16 protein-coding genes are annotated in these 20,788 nt (G+C 70.4%); 4 read left to right on the top strand and 12 right to left on the bottom strand.

Going from position 1 to position 20,788, the window contains the following annotated elements:
* Positions 1-72 precede the first annotated feature (72 nt).
* From OG963_RS34735 to OG963_RS34715, 5 genes are all read right to left on the bottom strand, one after another.
* Entirely contained in the window at positions 73-1,125 is a 1,053-nt protein-coding gene (locus OG963_RS34735; protein WP_093775138.1) for an ABC transporter permease, read from the bottom strand.
* Positions 1,122-2,642: a sugar ABC transporter ATP-binding protein gene (locus OG963_RS34730; protein WP_093775136.1), complete on the bottom strand. Its 1,521-nt coding sequence runs from the start codon at positions 2,640-2,642 to the stop codon at positions 1,122-1,124. Before OG963_RS34730 ends, OG963_RS34735 begins: the two co-directional genes overlap by 4 nt.
* A 2-nt stretch (positions 2,643-2,644) precedes the next feature.
* On the bottom strand, positions 2,645-3,685 hold the full coding sequence (locus OG963_RS34725; RefSeq protein WP_371799806.1) for a sugar ABC transporter substrate-binding protein: 1,041 nt from the start codon (positions 3,683-3,685) through the stop codon (positions 2,645-2,647).
* Between the two features lie 85 nt (positions 3,686-3,770).
* Positions 3,771-4,550 (bottom strand): SDR family NAD(P)-dependent oxidoreductase, encoded by a 780-nt coding sequence (locus OG963_RS34720; protein WP_093775132.1) that lies wholly within the window; start codon positions 4,548-4,550, stop codon positions 3,771-3,773.
* Complete coding sequence (locus tag OG963_RS34715) at positions 4,547-5,893, bottom strand: L-fuconate dehydratase (RefSeq protein ID WP_093775130.1); 1,347 nt, start codon at positions 5,891-5,893, stop codon at positions 4,547-4,549. The genes OG963_RS34720 and OG963_RS34715 overlap by 4 nt, the downstream gene beginning before the upstream one ends.
* 256 nt (positions 5,894-6,149) lie before the next feature.
* Here OG963_RS34715 and OG963_RS34710 point away from each other — a divergent pair, with 256 nt between their 5' ends.
* The gene (locus OG963_RS34710; protein WP_030918375.1) at positions 6,150-7,199 is read left to right on the top strand and encodes a PAC2 family protein; all 1,050 of its coding nucleotides are present in this window, start codon (positions 6,150-6,152) and stop codon (positions 7,197-7,199) included.
* 69 nt (positions 7,200-7,268) lie between these two features.
* Here OG963_RS34710 and OG963_RS34705 read toward each other — a convergent pair whose 3' ends face one another.
* From OG963_RS34705 to OG963_RS34685, 5 genes are all read right to left on the bottom strand, one after another.
* Positions 7,269-10,316: an NPCBM/NEW2 domain-containing protein gene (locus OG963_RS34705; RefSeq protein WP_371799805.1), complete on the bottom strand. Its 3,048-nt coding sequence runs from the start codon at positions 10,314-10,316 to the stop codon at positions 7,269-7,271.
* 119 nt (positions 10,317-10,435) lie between these two features.
* A complete protein-coding gene (mshC, locus tag OG963_RS34700; protein ID WP_093775125.1) occupies positions 10,436-11,665 on the bottom strand; it encodes a cysteine--1-D-myo-inosityl 2-amino-2-deoxy-alpha-D-glucopyranoside ligase in 1,230 nt (409 codons plus the stop codon).
* Positions 11,666-12,057: 392 nt separating this feature from the next.
* Positions 12,058-12,903 (bottom strand): SCO1664 family protein, encoded by an 846-nt coding sequence (locus tag OG963_RS34695; RefSeq protein ID WP_093775123.1) that lies wholly within the window; start codon positions 12,901-12,903, stop codon positions 12,058-12,060.
* Positions 12,867-13,457 (bottom strand): DUF3090 domain-containing protein, encoded by a 591-nt coding sequence (locus OG963_RS34690; protein WP_030918365.1) that lies wholly within the window; start codon positions 13,455-13,457, stop codon positions 12,867-12,869. Before OG963_RS34690 ends, OG963_RS34695 begins: the two co-directional genes overlap by 37 nt.
* A 108-nt stretch (positions 13,458-13,565) precedes the next feature.
* The gene (locus OG963_RS34685) at positions 13,566-14,264 is read right to left on the bottom strand and encodes a histidine phosphatase family protein (RefSeq protein WP_030918363.1); all 699 of its coding nucleotides are present in this window, start codon (positions 14,262-14,264) and stop codon (positions 13,566-13,568) included.
* A gap of 59 nt (positions 14,265-14,323) precedes the next feature.
* Between OG963_RS34685 and corA the strand changes: the two genes are divergently transcribed.
* On the top strand, positions 14,324-15,319 hold the full coding sequence (corA, locus tag OG963_RS34680; protein WP_030918360.1) for a magnesium/cobalt transporter CorA: 996 nt from the start codon (positions 14,324-14,326) through the stop codon (positions 15,317-15,319).
* Positions 15,320-15,366: 47 nt separating this feature from the next.
* Here corA and OG963_RS34675 read toward each other — a convergent pair whose 3' ends face one another.
* Positions 15,367-16,155 carry a hypothetical protein gene (locus OG963_RS34675; protein ID WP_093775121.1) on the bottom strand — a complete coding sequence of 263 codons (789 nt, stop codon included), beginning with the start codon at positions 16,153-16,155 and terminating at the stop codon, positions 15,367-15,369.
* Between the two features lie 198 nt (positions 16,156-16,353).
* Positions 16,354-17,403, bottom strand: a complete 1,050-nt coding sequence (locus tag OG963_RS34670) for an LLM class F420-dependent oxidoreductase (RefSeq protein ID WP_030918355.1) — start codon at positions 17,401-17,403, stop codon at positions 16,354-16,356.
* Positions 17,404-17,543: 140 nt separating this feature from the next.
* Between OG963_RS34670 and OG963_RS34665 the strand changes: the two genes are divergently transcribed.
* Together OG963_RS34665 and OG963_RS34660 are read left to right on the top strand one after the other, a co-directional pair.
* Entirely contained in the window at positions 17,544-18,527 is a 984-nt protein-coding gene (locus tag OG963_RS34665; RefSeq protein WP_093775119.1) for an aldo/keto reductase, read from the top strand.
* Positions 18,524-20,758 carry a helix-hairpin-helix domain-containing protein gene (locus OG963_RS34660; protein ID WP_371799804.1) on the top strand — a complete coding sequence of 745 codons (2,235 nt, stop codon included), beginning with the start codon at positions 18,524-18,526 and terminating at the stop codon, positions 20,756-20,758. Before OG963_RS34665 ends, OG963_RS34660 begins: the two co-directional genes overlap by 4 nt.
* Positions 20,759-20,788 lie beyond the last annotated feature (30 nt).

Genomic DNA, 20,788 nt, shown 5'->3' with positions numbered 1-20,788 from the left:
CGGGAAGGGGCGGGTAGTGGTGTTCTTCCCCTACCCGCCCCTTCCCGTATCCGGCCGTTCGCGGATCGGCCCTCAGTCCTGTTCCTCGCGGCTCGCGTAGCGCGAGGCGGCCAGGGCGATGATGATGATGGCGCCGTTGAGGAACTTCTCCCACTGGCCCGGAACACCGGCCAGGGTCATCACATTGACGACCAGCCGAAGGGTGAGCACGCCGGTGAGCGCGCCGAATATCGTGCCTCGACCTCCCTTCAGGCCGATTCCGCCGATCACGGCGGCCGCCATGACGTCGAAGATCATGTCTTTACCCTGTGAGGCCCCCACCGATCCGTAGTGACCGGTGTAGAGAATGCCGGCGAAGGCCGCGAGCAGCCCGCCGATGGCCAGGACGATCCAGGTGATCCGGTCGACTCGGATGCCGGCTGCCCGCGCCGCCTCCGGGTTGCCGCCGATCGCGTAGAGCGAACGCCCGTGCCGCGTCCAGGCCAGCGCCGCGCCTCCGACGGCGAACAGCGCCAGGCAGATCCAGACGGCTGCCGGGGCACCGAGCCAGGCGGCCTTGCCCAGGTAGCTGAAGGAAGCCGGGACGTCGATGATCGACTTGCCCTCGGTGATGCCGATGTGGAGACCGCGCAGCATCATCAGCATGCCGAGCGTCGCGATGAAGCCGTTGACGCGCAGCTTCAGCATCAGAAAGCCGTTGAAGGCACCGATCGCGACTCCGGCCAGCAGACAGAGCGGGATCGCCGTCCAGGCGGGCATCACTCCCAGGCCTGCGAATCGATCGCCCTCCGCCGGCAGAACCAGCCACAGCGCGATGACCGGCGCGATACCGATCGTCGACTCCAGCGACAGGTCCATCCGCCCGCAGATCAGGATGAAGGCCTGGGCGAGCACCAGCAGGCTGAGCTCGGAGGACTGCTGGATGACGTTGATCAGGTTCTCGGAGGACAGGAACACCGGCGAGACGATGAACCCGATCACCATCAGCACAAGGATCACCGGCACCAAGGAGAAATCGCTCCACCGGATCAGCTTCAGCCGGTTCAGCGGGCTGTCGCCCGCGAGCGGACCCTTCAGCGCGCTCTCGATGTCTTCGGCCGCCGGGGGCCGTACCGTGCCGGTCATTCCCTTTCCCCCACACCTTCCATGGCGGCGACGAGTTCTCCGTCGGTCCACCCGCTTGCGAATGTAGCGACCACACGTCCGTGGAACAGGGCGAGTACGCGGTCGCAGACCCGTAGATCGTCCAGCTCGTCGGAGATGATCACTGCGGCGTTCCCCTGGTCGGCGACCTGCCGTACGACCCCGAGGAGCGAGTCCTTGGACTTGACGTCCACGCCCGCGGTGGGCCGGACCGCCACCAGCACACTGGGCTTGCGAGCCAGCGCGCGGGCGACCACCACCTTCTGCTGGTTGCCGCCGGAGAGCCCGGAGACGGGCTGCTCCGGCCCCTGGGTCTTGATGTCCAGCGAGTTGATCATGGCTCGGGCGAACTCCCTGGTACGGGAGGGCAGTACGGTCCCCCACGGGCCGAGCTGGTCGGTGACCGTGAGGGTGGCGTTCTCGGCGACGCTGCGTCCGAGGACGAGGCCCTGGTCGTGCCGGTCCTCGGGGATGTAGCCGATCCCGGCATCCAGCGCATGCGGCACACTTCCCGAGCGCACGGCCGCACCGTGCACCCGGACCGTGCCGCCGCCCGCCTTGCGCATGCCCGACAGCACCTCGCCCAGTGCGGTGTTGCCGCTGGCGGCGGAACCGGCCAGGCCGAGCACCTCACCGGGGCGCACCTGGAGGTCCACTGGTTCGAACCAGCCCTCCAGGGTGAGCCCTTGGGTGCTCAGAACGGGTTGGACCGACGTGGCGGGCGGCGTGGCGGTGCCGGTCGCATGCCAGGCGACGGCGCCGCCAGACTTCTCACCCGTCATCGCCGACACCAGTTCGTCCTTCGCGACGTCGGCGACCGGGGCGGTCAGGACGTGCCGAGCGTCGCGGTAGACGGTGACCGTCGTGCACAGTTCGTACACCTCCTGCAGATGGTGGGAGATGAAGAGGAACGCCACTCCCTGGCTCTGCAGTTCCCGGAGCTTGTCGAAGAGCCGCCCGATGCCCCGGGCGTCGAGCTGGGCGGTCGGCTCGTCGAGGATGATCAGCCGCGCGCCGAAGGACAACGCCCGGGCGATCTCGACGAACTGCCGCTGCTCGACGGCGAGATCGCGCGCCCGGGTGTTGGGGTCGACCTGGACGCCGTAGTCGGCGAGGAGTTGCTCCGCGCGCTTGCGCAGCCGCCCCCAGCTGATCCAGCGGGCATTGTCGTCGAACCGGTTGAGGAAGAGGTTCTCGGCCACGGTCAGGTCGGGGACGACCATGGACTTCTGGTAGACGCATGCGACCTTCGACTGCCAGGCCGTGGTGTCCCCGAAGGCGGGCGCGGGCTCCCCGCCGAACGTGACCGTGCCGGCGTCCGCCTTGTGGAGTCCGGTCAGGACGCTGACCAGCGTCGACTTGCCCGCACCGTTGCGGCCGACGAGGGCGTGCGACTCACCGGGCTGCACGGTGAGCTTCACCCCGTCGAGCGCAACGGTGGGCCCGAAGCGTTTGACGACGCCTTCTGCCTGTACGGCAGGTGGTGGTGCCAGGTCCATGGCTAGCTCTTCTTCTCCAGCTGATTGGCCCACAGTTTCGGGTCGTCCACGTTTTCCTTGGTCACCAGAGGCGCGGGGAGCTGGTCCTCGAAACCATTGGGAATCTTGATGATGTTCGAGTCGTGGTCGGTCGGGCCTTCCTTGAAGGTCTTGCCGTCCAGGGCCGCCTTGGCGTAGTACAGGGCGTACTTCGCGTACAGGTCGGCGGGCTGGGAGATCGTCGCGTCGATCTTGCCCGACCTGATGGCGTCGAACTCCTCCGGGATGCCGTCGTTCGAGATGATCGTGATGTGACCCGCCGTACCGGCCGGCTTCAGCAGTTTCTTCTGCTCCAGGAGCGCGAGCGTGGGCTGCAGGAAGACGCCGCCGGCCTGCATGTAGATGCCGTTGATGTCGGGGTGCGCGGCGAGCGTCGACTGGAGTTTGGCGGACGCCACGTCGCCCTTCCAGTCGGTGGCCAGCTCGAAGACCTTGATGCCCGGGTAGTCCTTGTCCATGCAGGACTTGAAGGCCTGGGACCGGTCGCGGCCGTTGATCGAGGACAGGTCGCCCTGGAACTCGACGACCTTGCCCTTGCCCTTCAGCTGCTCGCCGAGGTACTTGCAGGCGTTGGTGCCGTACGCCTTGTTGTCGGCACGCACCACCATGTAGACGTTGCCCTTGTCGGGGCGGGTGTCGACACTGACGACCGGGATCTTCTTGTCGTTCAGCGTGTTCAGCGACTCGGCGATGGCGCCGGTGTCCTGCGGGGCCATCACCACGGCCTTGGCGCCCTGGTCGGTGAAGGTCTGGACGTTGGCGACGAGCTTGCCTATGTCGTTCTGGGAGTTGGTCAGGGGCAGTGCCTTGACGTCGCCCGCCTTGACGCCCTTCTCGATGTAGCTCTGGTACGAGTTCCAGAAGTCGCTGTCGCTGCGCGGCAGGTCGATGCCGACCTTCCCGGCGCCGGCGCCGTCGTCGGTGGACTCGCGGTTGCAGCCCGCGAGGGCAGTGACGGCCAGCAGTACGGCGCAGACTGCCGCACTTGTCGTACGCACTCTCATTGGTGTCCCGTCCTTTGTGGAGTACCGGCTCGGTGCTGGGTTGGCAAAGACTGGTGCGTGGGGCTCAAGGGGCGCTGGAGCGGGGTCAGTCGGCGGCGGGCCGAAGTCGCAGGCCCTGCATGCCGCCGTCGACGGCGAGTGCCGTGCCGGTGACCGAGGCGGCGGCCGGGCTCGCCAGGTAGACGATCGCGGCGGCCACCTCGTCGGCCGACACCAGCCGTCCCAGCGGCTGCCGGGCGTTGAGGGCGGCGCGCTCGGCTGCCGGGTCGCCGGCCTGACCGAGGAGCCGGCCGATCCACGGGGTGTCCGCGGTGCCGGGGTTGACGCAGTTGACGCGGACTCCTTCGCGGACATGGTCGGCGGCCATGGCGAGGGTCAGCGACAGGACCGCGCCCTTGCTGGCGCTGTACAGGGCGCGCTGCGGCAGCCCGGCGGTCGCCGCGATGGAGCAGGTCTGGGTGATGGAGACGGAGCCGGGGCGGTCGGCCGCCGCGCGCCGCAGATGGGGCAGGGCGTGCCGGGCGGTGCGGACCATGCCGAGGACGTTGATGTCCAGGACGCGGGTCCACTCGTCGTCGTCGTTGTCCTCGACGGTGCCGATGGAGCCGATGCCCGCGTTGGAGACCAGGGTGTGCAGACCACCCAGTTCGGCGGCGGCCCGGTCCACCGCCTCGCGTACGGCGTCGTCGTCGGTGACGTCCGCCTTGAGGGCGAACGTGCCCGCGGGGGCGCCGGCGGTCTCCCGGTCGAGTACGGCGACGTGCGCGCCGCGCTCCAGCAGCAGGGTCGCGACGGCGGCCCCGATACCGGAGGCGCCGCCCGTCACCAGGGCGGACATCCCCTCGAAGTCCCTTGTACCGGTCATCGGTCGGCCTCCTCAGGCGTGCGGCGGGCCTGCCATACGGGGCCCTCCGGGTAGCGGTGTGCGGAGATCGAGGCGGGGAGCATCCGGGCGGAGAAGCCCGGGGCGCGCGGGGCGACGTAGCGCCCCGCTTCGATCACGGTGGGGTCGGCGAAGTGTTCGTGGAGATGGTCGACGTACTCGATGACGCGGTTCTCCCAGCTGCCGGAGACGGCCACATAGTCGAACATCGACAGGTGCTGCACCAGCTCGCACAGTCCGACGCCGCCCGCGTGCGGGCAGACCGGCACGCCGAACTTGGCGGCGAGCAGCAGGATCGCCAGGTTCTCGTTGACGCCCGCCACTCGCGCGGCGTCGATCTGGACGAAGTCGACCGCGCCGGCCTGGAGCAGCTGCTTGAACACGACGCGGTTGGCGACGTGTTCACCGGTGGCGACCTTGATCGGCTGGCCGGCCCGTACGGCGGCGTGGCCGAGGATGTCGTCGGGGCTGGTCGGTTCCTCGATCCAGTGCGGGTCGTACGGCGCGAGCGCGGTCATCCACTCCACCGCGTCGGCGACGTCCCACCGCTGGTTGGCGTCGACGGCGATCCTGATGTCGGGTCCGACGGCCTCGCGGGCCAGGGCGAGTCTGCGGATGTCGTCGCCGAGGTCTCCGCCGACCTTCAGCTTGATCTGGGTGAACCCGTCGGCGACGGCCTCCTTCGCGAGCCGGACCAGCTTGTCGTCGGAGTAGCCGAGCCAGCCCGGTGAGGTGGTGTACGCGGGGTAGCCCTCGGCGCGCAGCCGTTCGGCACGTTCGGCGCGGCCCGGTTCGGCGGCCTGCAGGATCTCGAGTGCCTCGTCGGGGGTGAGGACGTCGGTGAGATAGCGGAAGTCGATGAGGGAGACGAGCTCCTGCGGCGTCATCTCGGAGAGGAACTGCCAGACGGGTCGGCCCGCCTGCTTGGCGGCCAGGTCCCAGGCCGCGTTGACGACCGCGCCTGCCGCCATGTGCATCACGCCCTTCTCGGGGCCGAGCCACCGCAGTTGCGAGTCATGGGTGAGCTCGCGGTACAGCGCGCCGAGATCGGCCGCGGTACGGGGGGCCGCGCGCCCGATCACATACGGGCGCATCGCTTCGATGGCGGCTGCCATGACCTCGTTGCCGCGTCCGATGGTGAAGCAGAAGCCATGGCCCTCGATGACGGTTCCGTCCGCCTCCGAGCCGAGCGGGGTATCGGTGCGCAGGACGACGTAGGCGGCGGAGTAGTCGGGATCGGGGTTCATGGCGTCCGAGCCGTCCAGTTGCTCCGAGGTCGGAAAGCGGATGTCGTGGACCTCGAAGTCCGTGACGGTCTGACTCATGTGCGCCCCCAGGGGAATAACATCGGACCTCTGTTCTGGTCATCCGATGTATAGCGGTGCGACAGCCCCAACGTCCAGAGTTGAGACGAAATCCCCGCGACACAGCTCGGATGTATTCGGAAACAGATGCCCTGGTTGAACCGGTGATGCACCTCGTGGGGCCGGGTTCACCCGGCCGTGCACAGGGGCTGCGGCGGGAGAGGCCGGAAGCCGTAAGGTTGGTGCGTACGCAAGGGAACTTCGGAAGGAGGCCTGGGTGATCGAGCTCGAGGGGGTTCCCGAGCTGATCGACCCGGTCATGGTGGCCGCGTTCGAGGGATGGAACGACGCAGGTGACGCCGCTTCCACAGCGGTCGCGCACCTGGACCGGGAGTGGAAGGGCGAGGTGTTCGCGGCGCTCGACGCCGAGGACTACTACGACTTCCAGGTCAACCGGCCGACGGTGTGGCTGGACGGCGGGGTACGCAAGATCACCTGGCCGACCACCCGGCTCTCCGTGGTCCGCGTCGGCGGGGACAAACCCCGCGATCTCGTCCTGGTCCGCGGTATCGAGCCGTCGATGCGCTGGCGCTCGTTCTGCAACGAGCTCCTGGGCTTCGCCCATGAGCTGGGCGTGGAGATGGTGGTGGTCCTCGGCGCACTGCTCGGCGACACACCGCACACCCGCCCCGTACCGGTCAGCGGGGTCACGTCCGATCCGGACCTGGCGCGCACCATGGACCTGGAGGAGACCCGGTACGAGGGCCCGACGGGCATCGTCGGCATCCTCCAGGAGGCCTGCACGCATGCCGGCGTGCCCGCGGTGAGCCTGTGGGCGGCGGTGCCGCACTATGTGTCGCAACCGCCGAACCCGAAGGCGACCATGGCGCTGCTGAACCGTCTGGAGGACCTGATCGGGCTGCGCATCCCGCTGGGCGAACTGCCCGAGGACGCGCGTGCCTGGCAGCTCGGGGTCGACCAACTGGCCGCCGAGGACAGCGAAGTGGCCGAGTACGTGCAGACGCTGGAGGAGGCCAGGGACACCGCGGAGCTTCCCGAAGCGTCGGGCGAGGCCATCGCCCGGGAGTTCGAGCGTTATCTGCGGCGCCGGGACGTCGCGCCCGGCGGGCATGCCACCGAGAGCGGTGACGCCTCATACCTGCGCGACACGTCGAGCGGGCGGACCAGACCGCCGAAGCCGCCGAAGCCGGAGCCGGGACCGCCGCAGGGAGCCACGGGCGAGTCCGCTCAGGACAGGCCCTCCGACGACGACACCGGTTCCGGTCCCGAGGACTCATCGGGTTCGCCGGATTCATCGGAGGACTGAGGACGGTACGGCAGTGCGTCGCGACCGGCCGAGCGCCGGGCGGGTGTGACCCGCCCGGCGCTCCTGCTGTCAGGAACAGCTGAACCGCGCCGCGGCCCAGTCCCCGTGGTCACCCGTCTTGGAACCGTTGGTGTCGGTGACCTTCAGGTGCACATGGCGCGCACCGGCGACGTCCACCTCGACCGGCACGGTCGCCGACGCCCCGGTCACCTTCGGCGACGTCCACAGCACCTTGCCGTCCGCCTCGACGGAGAAGGCCACTTCGCCGTAGCCGTTGATCTCGTCGTCGATCCCCGCGTCGGCGGTGAACGTGGTGCAGCGCCCGCCGAGATAGACCTCGATGTCGGAGTCGGCATGAGAACCGATCCCCTTCTCGTAGGTCTTCCCGGCAAGGGTGAGGGTGTGCCCGTCGGTCGCACCCGACTCGCCGTTGCTGCGGTCGCGCTCGGCCGGCCCGTAGCCGTTGGTCGACTTCAGCCAGACCAGATCGCTCGCCCAGGTGTCGGCGGTCGGGGGCTGAGGCATCACCCCGGCCGCGAACCGCTGAACGGTGGTACGGGCTTCACCCGCCGCCCGGTAGCGAGCGAGCGCGGTGATCCGGGCCTCCCCGGCCACGGCGTCCTTGGCCGGAGTGACCGCCACCTCGACCCGCCGGGTGGTTCCCGCCGGGATCCGGTCCACGGTCTTCGCCGGGGTGACCTGCCACCCCTCGGGGACGTCCAGGGTGACCGCCGCGTCCGTCACATCGGCGCTGCCCGCGGTGACATCGACGGCTACGGTGCCCTCGACTCCCGCCCCGACCTCCTGCGCGTCCGGCGCGGAGACGACGGCCGTGGTGGACGCCTTCCTGCCGCCGACGGCGCTGGTTCCCTTCAGCCTCAGGCTGAACTTCCGGTCCGTGCTCAGCGGCGCGGTCTTGATCTTCACCACGCCACCGCGGTCGTCCTGGTCGTACCACCAGCCCTGCTTGGCGGTCCGGTACGCGGCCGCGGAGCCCAACCGGGGCAGTGTGCCGTTCAGCTCGACGGACCTCGGTGCCGACCCGGTGTGCACGCTGAACTCGTACGGTCGCCGGCTCTGCTTGCCGGTGAAGTGCCCCTTGCTCTCACCGATGTTCACAGTGATGTCGCCCGAACCCCGGACGGGTGCGTCGACGTCCGCCCGCTGGGTGGCGTACTGGCCGTCGCGGTGCCGGCGGGTGACGCCGTCGTCCTCGTACAGCGTGAAGGAGGACCTGCCCTGCGGGTAGATGTCCCAGGCCAGCGGGGAGTCGCTCGTGCGGTCCTGGTACGAGCGGATGCCCGGCCACATCGGCACGCTGGCACCGGCCTTCACGAAGAGCGGCAGGGTGTCGAGCGGGGCACTGTAGTGGTCGACGGTGGTCGGCCCCTCGTACGTCCGGCCGCTCCAGTAGTCGATCCAGGTGCCCTTCGGCAGATAGATCCCGTCGCGCCGGGTGCTGTCCTGGTAGACGGGTGCGACGAGGAAGTCCTCGCCGGACATGAACTCGTACTTCGCCGCGTCCGTCGCCGCCTTGGGGTCGTCCGGGTACTCGAGGACGAGCGGGCGGACCATGCCGACGCCGGTCTTGGTCGCCTCGTGTGCGTACGAGTACTGGTACGGCAGCAGCGACTCCTTGAGCTTGAGGTAGTCGCGGTTGATGGTGGTGTACGGCTCGCCGTACCGGTAGGGCTGCTTGTCGCTGGCCGCCCAGCCGTCCATCGTCATCGTGGTGCCGAGGAACATCTTCCACTGCAGGTCACGGGTGTACGTCTTGGCGCTGCCGCCGAAGATGCCGTCCACGTCGCCGGTCGTGTAGGCGAGGCCGGACATCGTGGCCCCCGCGTAGGTCGGGATCTGCCAGCGGATGTAGTCCCAGGTGCCGTACTGGTCACCGGACCACTGGACGCCGCAGCGCTGCGCCCCCGACCAGCTCTCGGGAGCGTAGGTGAAGCCGCGGGCGTCGCTGTTGTCCTCGATGCCCTTGTACGCGTCCTTGCAGCCGTCGAGAGCGAACTTGTAGCCCGAGCCGACCCATGCGACGTCGAGCTTGGCCACCCGCTGCCCTGCCTTGACCTGGTCGGCGATCTTGTCGATGCCGTCCTCGGTCCACAGTCCGAGCTGCATGCCACGGTCCTGGAGGCCCTTGGCGGTCTCGGCGAGGTCCTCGTAACCGCAGCCGTAGCCGTCGTTGACGAGCATCCAGCCGTTCGGCATGTCGTGCTCGACGTAACCGTCGGCGATCTTCAGGGCGTCCAGGGTGCGGCGCTCGCCACGGTTGGCGTTGTGCAGATAGCAGTCGGCGTCGCCGATCTCCATTCCGTACACGGGCGGCAGGAAGGGCTTGCCGGTGAGCTTCGTGTACTGGCCGATGACGTCCTTGGCACCGTCGCCGGCGAAGTAGTAGGCGTCGAAGCGCTGTTCCTGCGCGCTGGTGGTCACCGGGTCGGTGAACGCGTAGGTGTTGGGTGCGTACGTGTTGCGGAAGACGCCGTATCCGGCCGAGGAGAGGTAGAACGGCACGGAGTTGGGGTGGCCCCCGTCGTCCCAGTTGTAGTCGACGCCGACCTCGACGGTCTGGCCGCGGTGCGAGGTGTTGCCGCGGCCGTTCTGCATCCCGGCGCCGTAGAACTGCTCGTCGGCGCCGCGGGCCAGGGTCTGGGTGGTCCGCGTCCCGTCCCAGCTCAGCCCCTTGGCCTCGGACCAGACGAGGCTGCCGTCGGCCCGCCGGAGTTCGAAGCGCAGCGGCGACTTGTAGGCGCGCAGGGTGATGCTGCCGGTGGAGAGTTCGTAGCGGTCGCTCCTCTCCTTCCACCGGGTGTGCGGCGGGGCGCCCTGCGGCAGGACTATGTCGTCGCCGGTCGGGTCGGCGAACGTACCGTCCGGGGCCAGTTCGATACGGAAGGTCTCGGTGGAGACGAAGCTCACGCGGGCCTCGGCCGTGCCGGCTTCGAGGTGGTAGACGGGCCCGTCGGCGTGGAAGCCGGTGACATCACCGACCGTCGTGGCGTCGGGCTCGGCCGACTCCGCCTGTGCGCTGCCGGGCCCCGCGAAGACGGCGACCAGTCCCAGCAGAGCTGCAACTGCTGCCACTCTGATGCGCGTTGATGATTGCATAGAGCGCTTTTAGCGCAGTCTCGAGCATTTGACCATGGACAAAACAGAACCGGCCCCGAACTTCGTGGAGAAGTCCAAGGCCGGTCACCGGACGGAAACAGACGGGTCGTTACAACGTGTTAGAGCGCGACACCCAGCAGCGCGTCGACGGTACGCGAGACGAGACCGGGTGCACCCTCGTCCGCACCGCCCTCGGCGTTCTGACGCTCGGCCCAGCGGTCCACGGCCGCCAGGGCGGCCGGGGCGTCCAGGTCGTCGGCGAGGGCCTCGCGGACCTCCTCGACCAGGGCGTCGGCGGACGGTCCGTCGGGCCGGGAGACGGCGGAACGCCACCGTCCGAGCCGCTCGACGGCGTCGGCGAGCACCTGATCGGTCCACTCCCAGTCCGACCGGTAGTGGTGCGAGAGGAGGGCCAGCCGGATCGCGGCCGGGTCCACGCCGTCCCGGCGCAGCGCCGACACGAAGACCAGGTTGCCCCGGGACTTCGACATCTTCTCGCCGTCCAGGGCCACCATCCCGGCGTGCACGTACGCCTTTGCGAACGGGTGCTCGCCGGTCAGCACCTGGGCGTGCGAGGCGCCCATCTCGTGGTGCGGGAAGGCGAGGTCGGACCCGCCTCCCTGGACGTCGAAGCCCATGCCGAGGTGGTCCAGGGCGATGGCCACGCACTCGATGTGCCAGCCGGGCCGGCCCGGGCCGAGCGAGGCACCGTCCCAGCTCGGCTCGCCCTCGCGGGCGGCCATCCACAGCATCGGGTCGAGCGGGTTCTTCTTGCCCGGGCGCTCCGGGTCGCCACCGCGCTCCGCGGAGAGCAGCCGCATCGCCTCGGCGTCCAGGTTGGACACCTCGCCGAAGTGCGGGTCGGCCTCGACGGAGAAGTACACATCTCCGTCGAGCTCGTAGGCGGCGCCGGCGTCCCGGAGGCGTTCGACGAGCGGGACGATGCCGGGTATCGCCTCCACCGCGCCGATGTAGTGCTCCGGCGGAAGCATGCGCAGGGCGGTCATGTCCTCGCGGAAGAGGGCCGTCTCGCGTTCGGCGAGCTCGGTCCAGTCCTGACCGTCGCGCACGGCCCGCTCCAGCAGCGGATCGTCCACGTCAGTCACATTCTGGACATAGTGAACCTGCCGCTTGGTGTCGAGCCACACGCGCTGAACGAGGTCGAACGCGTTGTAGGTCGCCGCATGACCCATGTGGGTCGCGTCGTACGGCGTGATGCCGCAGACGTAGATGCGGGCGACGGGACCGGGGTCAAGAGTGATCCGTCCGCCGGTCGCGGTGTCGTGGATCCGAAGGTCGCGGCCCTTGCCAGGCAGGGCGGGGACCTCAGAAGCGGGCCAGGCATGCATGTCATGAGCGTAACCGGACGTTGCTTCCGGATACGAACCGGATACGCGATCCTGGCCGGAGAGGCGGTCTTGCGCGTGGCGGATGTGTCCTCCTCGCGCCGCCCCTTTCCCGAAGCGGGGCACGGCCTCAAAGCCCCTGGAAGACGCCCTCGGACGCCGGGCGGGACGAAAAAGAAGTCCTCGATCGGCGGACACGTTCGATGCGGCCGTTTCCGCCCGACCGTCAATTCCAGCCAGTCCCGTGCGGCCCCTCCGGCGCTCGGACCGAGGGGCGGGGTCCGGGGTGGATCCCCCGAAGAGCCAAGCCCGTACGGCGCTTGAGGACACCAGGGTCCATGGCTGAGCCCCGGTTCAGGGGAGGGACGGGTGAGGGCAGAACAATGTCTCGTCCGTCACACCGGCGGCCACGGTATGGACGGCCACCCCCCACTCGGCTCCGGATGCCGCCCCGCCACCCGCAGCCCTTCCACTCTCCCCCGCAACGCGTCGATCTCCACCGCGGTGATCAGCTCCGCCAGTCGAGTGACCAGTGCCGCCCCCGGCGCGAGTTCCTCCGCCAACCGCCCCAGCACCTCGACGGCTTCGGCCGTCAACGGCTCGCCCGCCCACCCCCACAGCAGCGTCCGCAGCTTGTCGTCCGCGTTGAATGTCACACCGTGGTCGATGCCGTACAGCCGGCCGCCGGGCGCGGGCAGCAGGTGGCCGCCCTTGCGGTCACCGTTGTTGATCACCGCGTCGAGCACCGCGAGCCTCCGCAGCCGCGGATCGTCCGCGTGCACCAGCAGGGCCGTCTTCCCCTCGCCCACCTCGGCGAGAGCGACGGGCTTCCACCCGTCCCCAGGCTCCTCGTCCTCGACGAGCGCCAGCAGCGGTGAGTCACCGTCCGCCGATTCCCCGGCAGGCGCCTCGATCCACAGCTGGCACATGCCCTCCCCGTACGGCCCGTCCCTCAGCACGGTCGGCGGCACCAGCCCCCACCCCATCGCCTCGGAGACCTCGTACGCGGCCACCTCCCGCTGGGCGAGCGTGCCGTCGGGGAAGTCCCACAGCGGCTGTTCCCCGGCGACGGGCTTGTAGACGCAGGTCCGCTCCTCGCCCTCGTACGCGACGGTGCAGTAGAGCACCGCGTTGGACGCCCCCCGGACCTGACCGAGGACGGTGAGCTGGCCCTTGGTGAGCAGGTTGACCAGCTCGGCGTCCGTCAGGCTCCCCGGCGGTATCCGTTCTGGCGCGGGCATACATGTCCTTCCGGGTCGAGCGGCAGGCTGCACAGCGGGCACGGCGGACGGCCGGCGTTGACGACGTCCAGGGCTCGCTTGGCGAACGCGCGGGCCTGCGCGCCGCTGAGCCGGACCCGGAGCATCGGCGGACCGTTCTCCTCGTCCTGGAGCATCCGCTCCTCGGCCTCCGCGAGATCGTCGTCGGAGTCCGCGTCCAGCTCGACCAGGGCCTGCGCCTCGACGATCATGCGCTGCTCCTCGCCGTCCCAGGCGAGTGCCATGGTGCCGACCCGGAACTCCTCCTCGACGGGCACGTCGAGCGGCGCGGTGTCGGTGACATCCATCGGTGCCACCGCGGGCACCGGTGAGTTCCCTCCGGTCCGCCGCACCACCTCGTCGAGGAGCTCGTCGATCCGTTCGGCGAGCGCGGCGACCTGGGTCTTCTCCAGGGCCACGCTGGTGACACGTCCGCCTGAGGAGGCCTGCAGGAAGAACGTACGACGTCCAGGCAGCCCGACCGTACCGGCCACGAAACGGTCCGGGGGGTCGTAGAGGAACACCTGACGGGACACGTCCTGTCTCCCTTGAGTATTGACGGCAAATGAGGGGCGGCCGGGGTTCCGGGAAGTCGGTCCCCCGGAGAGGCGCCTACGGCGCGTCCACCCTACTGCGCGAAGCGATCACGGCGCCCCAGCGCCGCCCCCGACCGTCGCATCCGTATCCGCATCGGTGCCTGCGCTCTGTTCGCGTGGCTCCAGCGAGGCGAAGTCCCCTGTGTCGCCGAGCCGCAGCAGGAAGGGCCGCAGCCGGGTGTACCGGATCGCGGTGACCGAGCAGGGTTCGGCCTGGATCCGCTGGAAGAGATCGAGGTGCATCCCGAGTGCGTCGGCGACGAGGGACTTGATGATGTCGCCGTGCGAGCACATGACGTACACGGCTCCGTCGCCGTGCTCGGCCTCGATCCGGGCGTTCCAGTCCCGTACCGCGTCGACGGCACGTGCCTGCATGGCGCGCATCGACTCCCCGCCGGGGAACGCCGCGGCCGAGGGGTGCTGCTGCACGACGGACATCAGCGGCTCGTCGGTGAGTTCCGCCAGCTTGCGCCCCGACCAGTCGCCGTAGTCGCACTCGCTGATCCGCTCGTCGGTGTGCAGCGGCAGCGCGGGCCGGGCGTCGAGCAGCGGCTGCAGTGTCTCCCGGCACCGCTGCAGGGGGCTGCTGACGACGGCGGCGAGGGTCAGCGAGGCGAGTCGCCCGGGCAGCGCGGCGGCCTGCGCGGCGCCGCGCTCGTCGAGCGCGACACCGGGGGTCCGGCCCGCGAGCACCCCGGCCGTGTTGGCGGTGGAGCGTCCGTGGCGTACGAGGATCAGGGTCGGCATACCGGCCAGCGTAGGCCGACGTTCCCCGAAAGGTGCGCCAGGGCCCGGAGCAGGGAAGAATGCGCGCCGTGATTGTGGACTGTGCCATCTACCGGGACGGGCGTCGTACCGACGGACCCGCCGATTTCTCGGATGCCCTCGACGAGGCACGGGCCACCGGGGACGCCTTTCTCTGGATCGGACTGCACGAGCCCACGGAGAAGGAGTTCGACCTCGTCAGCAGCGAGTTCGGGCTGCACCCGCTGGCCGTGGAGGACGCGCTGTGCGCGCACCAGCGGCCCAAGCTGGAGGTGTACGACGACTCCCTCTTCGTGGTCATCAAGCCGGTGGTGTACGAGCCGGAGGGCGACACGGTGACCACCGACGAGCTGATGCTCTTCATAGGCGATTCGTTCGTCGTGACGGTCCGGCACGGCGAGAGTGCGCCGCTCGCCGAGGTACGCCGCCGGCTGGAGGCCGAACCGGAGGTGCTCAGGCACGGTCCGACCGCGGTGCTGTACGCGGTCAGCGACGCGGTCGTCGACCACTACATACATGTGGCGGCCGAGCTCCAGGTCGACCTGGAGGAGCTGGAGACCGAGGTGTTCGCACCGAGCGGCAGCGTGGACACCAAGAACACCGCGTCGCGCATCTACACCTTCAAGCGGCAGGTGCTGGAGTTCCGTCGGGCCACCGGCCCGCTGAGCGCGCCCATGGGCCGGCTGGCGGGCGCCAGTGTGCCGTTCGTCGACGAGCACTCGCAGCCGTTCTTCCGGGACGTGAGCGACCATCTGACGCGCGCCAACGAGCATGTGGAGGGGCTGGACCGGCTGCTCTCCGACATCCTGGCCGCGCATCTGGCGCAGACGGGGCTGCGGCAGAACGACGACATGCGGAAGATCTCGGCCTGGGCGGCCATGGCTGCCGTTCCGACCATGGTGGCGGGGATCTACGGCATGAACTTCGACCACATGCCCGAGCTGCACTGGGTGTGGACGTATCCGACGGTGATCGTGCTGATGGGCTGTGCGGTCTTCGGCCTGTACCGCATGTTCAAGCGCCGCGGCTGGCTCTGAGGGGACGGCGGAGCCCACGACGCGGACGGACGGCCCGACTGCGCGGCTCAGGCGTACTCGGGCGCCGGGACCGGCGGGCCGCCGAGCGCGTCGGGCCGCTCGGGCGGTGCCAGGCTGACCATGCGCCGCCAGCCGACGAGGCGTTCGTACACGTAGAGGCCGCGGATCGCGGCGGCCAGCACCCCCGCCTTGGCCTTGGGCCAGCCCAGGATGCGCCCCATGTGGTCCATCACGGCGAGGCTGACGTCGCGGTACACCCGGATCTCGGTCAGCGCGCACTCCCGCAGGATGCGCTGGATCGTCCGGCCGTGTCCGGACCGGGCCAGCCGGAGCAACTCCTCGTGGCAGTAGGACAGATGGTTGTCCTCGTCGTTCGAGATCATCTTCACCGCGCGGCCCAGGTCGGGATGGTCGGCGAAGTACCTGAGGAGCAGTGCCATCTGTTCGGAGGCGCGCTGCTCGGTGACTCTGCTGTGCGCGAGATACGTGATGATGTCCTGCTCGGTGAGCGGTCGGTCACACTTCAGCTGCTCGTGGGCGAGGCCGATGCCGTGCTGCTCCAGGAGCATCGTGTAGTCGGTCTCGTACGGCACCTCGACCGGCTGCAGGCCGCGCCGCTTCAGCAAGGCGTTGAAGATCCGGCCGTGCTTGTCCTCGTCGGCGCCGTGCCGGGCGATCTTGGGGACCAGGGTGCGCTGGCTCTCGGGAGCGAGGGCCGCGATGCGGCCGTTCTCCCAGCCGCCCTGGGACTCTCCGCCGGCGGCGATGGAGCAGAAGAGCCGGAAGGACTCGTCGTTGTCGAGGATCTCCTGGAACAGGTTCTTTGCCGAGAGCATCGCTGGCGCCTCCGTGCCGGTGACCGCAGAAGGAAAGTCAAGTGCGGTACGGAGAAGTCGGCAACCGGAGTCCGGTTCGACGGGGCCGAACGGGCGGAGCGTAACCGATGACGGCGTGGCGCGTTGTGCTGCGTAACGGCCGTGGCGGGGAAGACCCCCGAGCCCCCACCACGGCCGTAGTGCTGTCCGCTCAGGTGGTCACGCGAGGCCGGACAGCTCCAGGGCGTCCGTACCGGCGCGCAGGGCGGCGAGCCGCTCGTCGAGTGTGAAGCCGGCCGGGGCGAGGGTCAGCGTGGTGACACCGGCGGCTGCGTACGCCTGCATCCGCTCGGCGATCCGCTCGACCGAGCCGAGCAGTGTGGTCTGGTCGATCAGCTGGTGCGGCACGGCGGCCGCGGCGCCGTTCTTGTCGCCGGACAGGTACTTGTCCTGGATCTCGGCGGCTTCCTTCTCGTACCCCATGCGCTGGGCGAGCTGGTTGTAGAAGTTCTGCTTGCGACTGCCCATGCCGCCGACATACAGCGCGGTGTACGGGCGGAACATGTCGGCGAGCCCGTTGATGTCCTCACCGACGGCCAGCGGCAGCGTCGGGCAGACGTCGAAGCCCTCCATGGTCTTCCCGGCCTTCTCACGGCCGGCCCGCAGGTGCTTCACCGCGGTGTCCTCGAGGTGCTCGGCGGACGGGAAGATCAGCAGCGCACCGTCGGCGATCTCGCCGGTCTGCTCCAGGTTCTTCGGGCCGATCGCGGCGATGTACAGCGGAATGTGCTCGCGCTGCGGATGGACGGTCAGCTTGATGGGCTTGCCCGGGCCGTCCGGGAGCGGAAGCGTCCAGTGCTCGCCCTCGTACGAGAGCCGCTCGCGGGACATCGCCCGGCGGACGATCTCCACGTACTCACGGGTGCGGGCCAGCGGCTTGTCGAACTTGACGCCGTACCAGCCCTCGGAGACCTGCGGTCCCGACACTCCGAGGCCGAGGCGGAACCTGCCGCCGGAGAGCGAGTCGAGGGTGGCGGCGGTCATCGCCGTCATGGCGGGCTGGCGGGCCGGGATCTGCATGATGGCGGAGCCGACGTCGATGGACTCGGTCTGGGCTGCGACCCAGGTCAGTACGGTCGGGGCGTCGGAGCCGTACGCCTCGGCCGCCCAGCAGACGTCGTAGCCGAGCCGGTCGGCCTCCTGGGCGACGGCGAGGTTGTCGCCGTCCATTCCCGCGCCCCAGTAACCGAGATTGATGCCGAGCCGCATAGCCGCTCCCCTTACCGATCAGTAACGTCCCTGTGCCGGGGACTCTAGCGCGCGGCAAGGGGATCCGGCAGGGGCAGCCCGGCCCCCGGTTGTCCACAGGCTTCCGCCGAGTGGGGCTCTGGCCAGTAATCTCAGCGCCCATGGAGCAGAGGCATCTCGGCCGTACCGGCCTTCGAGTGTCCCGGATCGGGCTCGGCACCCTCACCTGGGGCCGGGACACCGACGAGCACGACGCTGCGGAACAGCTGAAGGCCTTCTGGGAGGTGGGCGGCACACTGGTCGACACGGCCGATGTGTACGGCGGCGGGGAGGCCGAGTACCTGCTGGGGCGGCTCATCGAGGGGCTGGTGCCTCGGCACGATCTGGTCATCGCCACGAAAGCGGGCAGCGTGGCCGATCCGTACCGCCGTTTCGACGGCTCGCGCGGGCATCTGCTGGCCGCGCTGGACGCCTCGCTGGAGCGGCTCGGTACGGATTACGTGGACTTGTGGCAGGTACACGCCTTCGACCCGGTGACGCCGCTGGAGGAAACCCTTCAAGCGGTCGACCTGGCGGTGTCGACCGGCCGCGTCCGGTACGCGGGGGTGTCCAACTTCTGCGGCTGGCAACTGGCCAAGGCGGCGACCTGGCAGCTCGCCTCGCCCGGGGTGCGCACCCGGCTGGCCAGTACGCAGATGGAGTACTCATTGCTGCAGCGGGGCGTGGAGCGCGAGGTGCTGCCGGCCGCGCTCGATCTGGGCGTGGGGCTGCTGCCGTCGTCCCCGCTGGGCCGTGGGGTGCTGACCGGCAAGTACCGGACGGGCACTCCGGCGGACTCGCGCGGCGCCTCGGAGCTGCTGGCCCCGTTCGTCGAGCCGTATCTCGACGACCCGGCGAGCCGCATCGTGGACGCGGTGGCGACGGCGGCCGACGGTCTGGCCACGACGGCCCTGCAGGTGGCGCTCGCCTGGGTCCGGGACCGGCCGGGAGTGGTGGCCCCGATCGTCGGCGCGCGCAACGCGCAGCAGCTCACGGAGGCATTGTCAGTGGAGGCGCTTAGTCTTCCTGACGAGATCTGCCAGGCGCTCGACGATGTGTCGGCGCCCGTGCACCGCTATCCCGACCAGGACTGGAGCACGCTGTGACTGCGCTTCCCCGGGGGGAAACCCCCGGCCCCTCGGCCGCCGGCGACGACACCGTTGTCGCGGACACCGCTGCCGCCGCACCCGACCCGTCCACCGAGGACGTGGGAGGCGACGCGAGCGGGGCCACGGACCCCGAGGCGGAGGAGACGGACGGGACGGACACGGCCGGCGCAGCGGACACGGCCGACCCGGCCGACGGCGAGGCGGCCGCCGCACTCTCCGAGGCCGAGGCCGAGCTCGCTGCCCAGCGTGAGTTGCGGGAGCGGATCGAGAAGCGCAAGGCCGAGAAGGACGGTCCCATCGCGGCCGGCGCCAAGCTGAGCGGGCCGGCCGCCGATCTGCTGGCAGCGGTGCGCGCCGTGGAGAGCGGCGAGAAGCCCGGTGCGGCGTTCTTCGACGCGCCCGCGCCCGCCCCCCGCCGGGTCGCGCCCGCACCCGCGCCGGTACGCCCCCGTGCATCCGAGCCTGTCCGGGCGCCGCAGGGCGCCTCCGCGGAGGCCGTGGCCGCGGTGTCGGCCGTGCTGGCTGAGGGCGGGGCGCCGGAGGTGCTGGCGGGCCCGGCGGCACAGACGCTCGGCGCACAGGCGGCCGACGTTCTGCGTGAGGACCCGTGGCAGCTGCTGGCCGTCGCCGGCGTCCGGCCCGAGCAGGCCGACGGCTTCGCGCGGGCGCTGCTGGGCGCCGCCTGCGGTCCGGACGACGAGCGGCGTACGGCGGCGCTGGTCGGCTGGCTGCTGGAGCGCGCCGCGCTGCAGGGGCATACCGCGCTGGACGCCTCTGCCGTGCGGGCCGCGCTCGCCGAGCGTGCGGTGACCGACCCCGCGGCGGCCGTGCAGCACGCTGTCGCCGAGGGCGTCGTGCTGGTCTTCCAGGAGGGCCTGGACGAGCCGGACGACGAGGGGGCGGAGGAGCTCGCGGAATCCGGCGAGCAGGCCGAGGGCCACGCCGGTCAGGAGCCGCCGCAGGTGCTGCTCGGCCTCGACCGGTACGCGCTCGCCGAGGAGAGTCTCGCCGACGGCCTGGCACGGCTGGTCAACGCCTGTGAGAAGGATGCCGACTGGTCGGAGCCGGCGGCGGCCGCCGGTTCCCCCTCGGCGGCGGAGCTGATCCGCACGGTCGCGGTCGGTGGCCTCGTCGCGCACACCGGCGGTGAGGCGGCCAGGGCCGAACCCGCCGCGCTGATCACCGCCGCCCGCTCCCTCGGGCTGCAGGCCGTCGGCGCCACCCACAGCGTGGACGGCAGGCGGCGGCTGGCCGAGGCGCTCCACGACCCGTCGGCGGCCGTCAGCCTCGCCGGACTGCTCTCCGGCGCCGAGGGACCCGGCCGGGACGAGGACGGGGCGATCGCCGTCGACCTGCTGGTCGTGCTGGACGCCCCGCAGCTGGACGTCGAGACGGCCGCGATGGTGGTGGAGTCCCTCGCCGACGGCACCCGCCTGGTGCTGAGCGGCGATCCGGGAGTGCTGGGCTCGGCGGGTGCGGGCCGGGTGTTCGCGGATGTGCTCGCCGCCCGCGCCTGCCCGCAGGTGGTCTCCCGTACGCCGGATCCCGGTCCGATCGGCGAGCTGGTCTCCGGTATCGGCATCGGTGAGCTGAACCAGGTGGAAGCGCCCGGCAAGGAAGTGGTGATCGTCCCCGTGCACGACGCGGGCGAGGCGGTGCACCGCACCGTGCAGCTGGTCGCCGACTCGGTGCCGCGCGCCATCGGCGTACCGTCGGCCGACACACAGGTGATCACCGTCGGGCACGGCGGCCCGGCGGGCACCCGGGCGCTCAACGCAGCGCTCAAGCAGCGGCTGAACGCCGGCCCCGGACGGTTCGGCGGCTTCGACCCGGGCGACCGGGTCGTGCACATCCCGACGCCCGGCAGGACGGTCCCCGGTGCGGTCGTCTCGGCCGACGCCGAGGGCCTGCATCTGGACTGCGCGGGCACGCCGGTCGTCGTACCGCAGGAGCGGGTGGAGTCGTCGGTACGCCACGGCTGGGCCCTCAGCGCCCACCAGGCGGCCGGGATGAGGTGGCCGGCGGTGGTCGTCGTACTGCCCGGTGATGCCGCGCAGGGGCTGAGCCGGGCGTGGGTGTACACGGCGTTCAGCCGTGGGGAGCGGCACCTGTCCGTGGTGCACGGGGTGGACCAGGCGCTGCCGCGCGCAGTGGCCCAGTCCCCGACCCAGGACCGCACGACCCGGCTGCGCGCCCTGCTGGAGGCGCTGCCGACGGCCACGGTCTAGACGACCGGAGGGCCGGAGGACCGCACACGA

The sequence above is a fragment of the Streptomyces sp. NBC_01707 genome (assembly GCF_041438805.1).
Classification (GTDB): domain Bacteria; phylum Actinomycetota; class Actinomycetes; order Streptomycetales; family Streptomycetaceae; genus Streptomyces.
Note: the sequence above shows the minus strand (reverse complement) of the source record. Positions and strands in the feature narration are given on the sequence as shown.